The organism is Microbacterium sp. (assembly GCF_041909575.1).
Taxonomy (GTDB): Bacteria; Actinomycetota; Actinomycetes; order Actinomycetales; family Microbacteriaceae; genus Microbacterium.
In genome coordinates this window covers 1-2,226 of record NZ_JAYRDE010000055.1, presented here as the reverse complement: position 1 = coordinate 2,226, position 2,226 = coordinate 1, and the positions used below count along the sequence as shown (strand labels likewise).

Here is a 2,226-nt window from a genome sequence, read left to right as displayed (position 1 = left end):
GTCGCCGGGGTGCGCGAGGTCCTCGACGCCGATGCCGTGGTGCTGGCGACCGGCGGCGCGGGCGAGCTGTACGCGCACTCGACGAACCCGGCCGTGGCCACCGGCGACGGGATCGCCGCTGCGCTCCGCGCGGGCGCGGACGTGCGCGACCTGGAGTTCTTCCAGTTCCACCCCACCGTGCTCCCCGGGCGCCAGGATGCGGCGGAGCCGGCGGCGCGCGACGCCTTCCTCGTCTCGGAGGCGGTGCGCGGCGAGGGGGCGACCCTCATCGACGAGGACGGCCGCCGCTTCGTGCTCGACGTGCACCCCGACGGGGAGCTCGCGCCTCGCGATGTCGTGGCGCGCGCGATCGCCGACCGCATGGAGCAGCAGGACGGCCGACCGGTCTTCCTCGATGCCACGCATCTCGCGGGCGAGGACGACGGGAAGCGCGCCGCGTTCCTGGCGCGCCGGTTCCCGACGATCGACCGTGCGGTGCGCGATCGCGGACTGGACTGGGCGCGCGAGCCCATTCCGGTGACCCCCGCCGCGCACTATCTCATGGGCGGGGTGACGACGGATCTGCTCGGACGGACGACGCTCCCCGGGCTCTACGCCGTCGGCGAGGTCGCGCGCACCGGCGTGCACGGCGCGAACCGCCTCGCCTCGAACTCGCTGCTGGAGGGGGCCGTGTTCGGCGCCCGCGCGGGCGACGCGATCGCCGGGGACGCGGCATCCGGAATCTGGCCCGCGCCCTCCGCCGCTGCGGCTGCCACGCCGGCAGAACCGGTGGCCGCCGTGAACGCCCCCGCCTTCTCCCGCCGGGCACTGCAGGAGCTCATGTGGAACGACGCCGGGCTCGTGCGCGACGAGTCGGGTCTTGCGCGCGCCGGCGCTGTTCTCGCGGCGTGGCGCGGCGGCACTCGCGCGCCACGCACCGAGGCCGAGCACGAGGACGAGAATCTCCTCCTCCTCGCCACAGCGCTCGTCGCCGCGGCCCGAGCCCGGCGCGAGTCTGTCGGCGCGCACTTCCGATCGGACGAGTCCATCGGCAGAACTCCACGCATTTCGCCGCCAGCCGAGTCCGCGCCCCCTTCGAAGGCCCGATCGGGATCTGATCCGTGGAGTTCTGCAGCCGCTCGAACGGACGGCGAGGAGGCTCTCGCATGCTGACCCGTGCCACGATCGACCGGACCGTCGCGGCGGCGCTCGAAGAGGATGCTCCGTGGGGCGACCTCACGAGCGAGTACCTCATCGTCGAGACCGCGCAGGCGCGCGCCGATCTCGTCGCCCGCGAGGCCGGCGTCTTCAGCGGCGGCGAGGTGTTCGCGGCCGCCTTCCGGCTGACCGATCCCCGCATCGAGGTGGAGCTCGTCGTCGAGGACGGCGAGTGGTTCGAGCCCGGTGCCGTGCTCGCCGTCGTCAACGGCCCCGCGCGGGGCGTGCTCACGGCGGAGCGCGTCGGACTGAACTTCGTGCAGCGGATGTCGGGAACGGCCACGCTCACCGGGCGCTACGTCGCCGAGGTCGCCCACACGAAGGCCCGCATCGCCGATACGCGCAAGACCACGCCGGGACTGCGGGCGTTCGAGCGCAAGGCCGTGCGCGACGGCGGCGGCCGCAACCATCGCTGGTCGCTGTCGGACGCCGTCATGGCCAAGGACAACCACCTCGCCGTGCTCACGCGCACCGCGCCCGGGGCGTGGGGGGCATCGGTGACCGCGGCCCTCCGCGCGGCCAAGGACCGGCTCCCCCACACCGCCCACCTCGAGGTCGAGGTGGACCGGCTCGAGCAGATCGAGCCGGTGCTGGCCGCGGGCGTCGGCACGATCATGCTCGACAACTTCTCGCTCGACGACCTGCGCTCCGGCGTGAAGGTCGTCGCGGGTCGTGCGACGGTCGAGGCATCCGGCGGGGTCTCGCTCGAAACCGTCCGCGCAATCGCCGAGACCGGCGTCGACGTGATCTCGGTGGGGGCGCTCACGCACTCGGCGCGGGCGCTCGACCTCGGCCTCGACGTTCGCATCGACGCCTCCTGAGCCGATGACGATGCTCTACCTCGACAACGCCGCGACCACCCCGGTGCGCCCTGAGGTGCTCGAGGCGATGATGCCCTACCTCACGCGACGGTTCGGGAATCCCTCGAGCCACCACACCGTCGGAGAGGATGCCGCGGGCGCCCTGGCCGACGCCCGCGCACGCGTCGCCCGCGTGCTCGGCATGCGGGCGAGCGACGTGGTGTTCACG

Annotated in this window: 3 protein-coding genes; all 3 read left to right on the top strand. The window is 73.7% G+C overall.

Translation table 11 applies throughout. The annotated features are described in order from the left end of the window. Window positions 1-1,152, top strand: a 1,152-nt coding sequence (locus ACE3O1_RS09210) for an L-aspartate oxidase (RefSeq protein WP_374314718.1), incomplete at its 5' end; no start/stop codon positions are given. Next, window positions 1,146-2,018: a carboxylating nicotinate-nucleotide diphosphorylase gene (nadC, locus tag ACE3O1_RS09205; protein ID WP_374314717.1), complete on the top strand. Its 873-nt coding sequence runs from the start codon at window positions 1,146-1,148 to the stop codon at window positions 2,016-2,018. The genes ACE3O1_RS09210 and nadC, both read left to right, overlap by 7 nt. Before the next feature lie 10 nt (window positions 2,019-2,028). Continuing rightward, the coding region (locus tag ACE3O1_RS09200) for an aminotransferase class V-fold PLP-dependent enzyme (protein WP_374314734.1) at window positions 2,029-2,226 on the top strand (198 nt) is incomplete at its 3' end.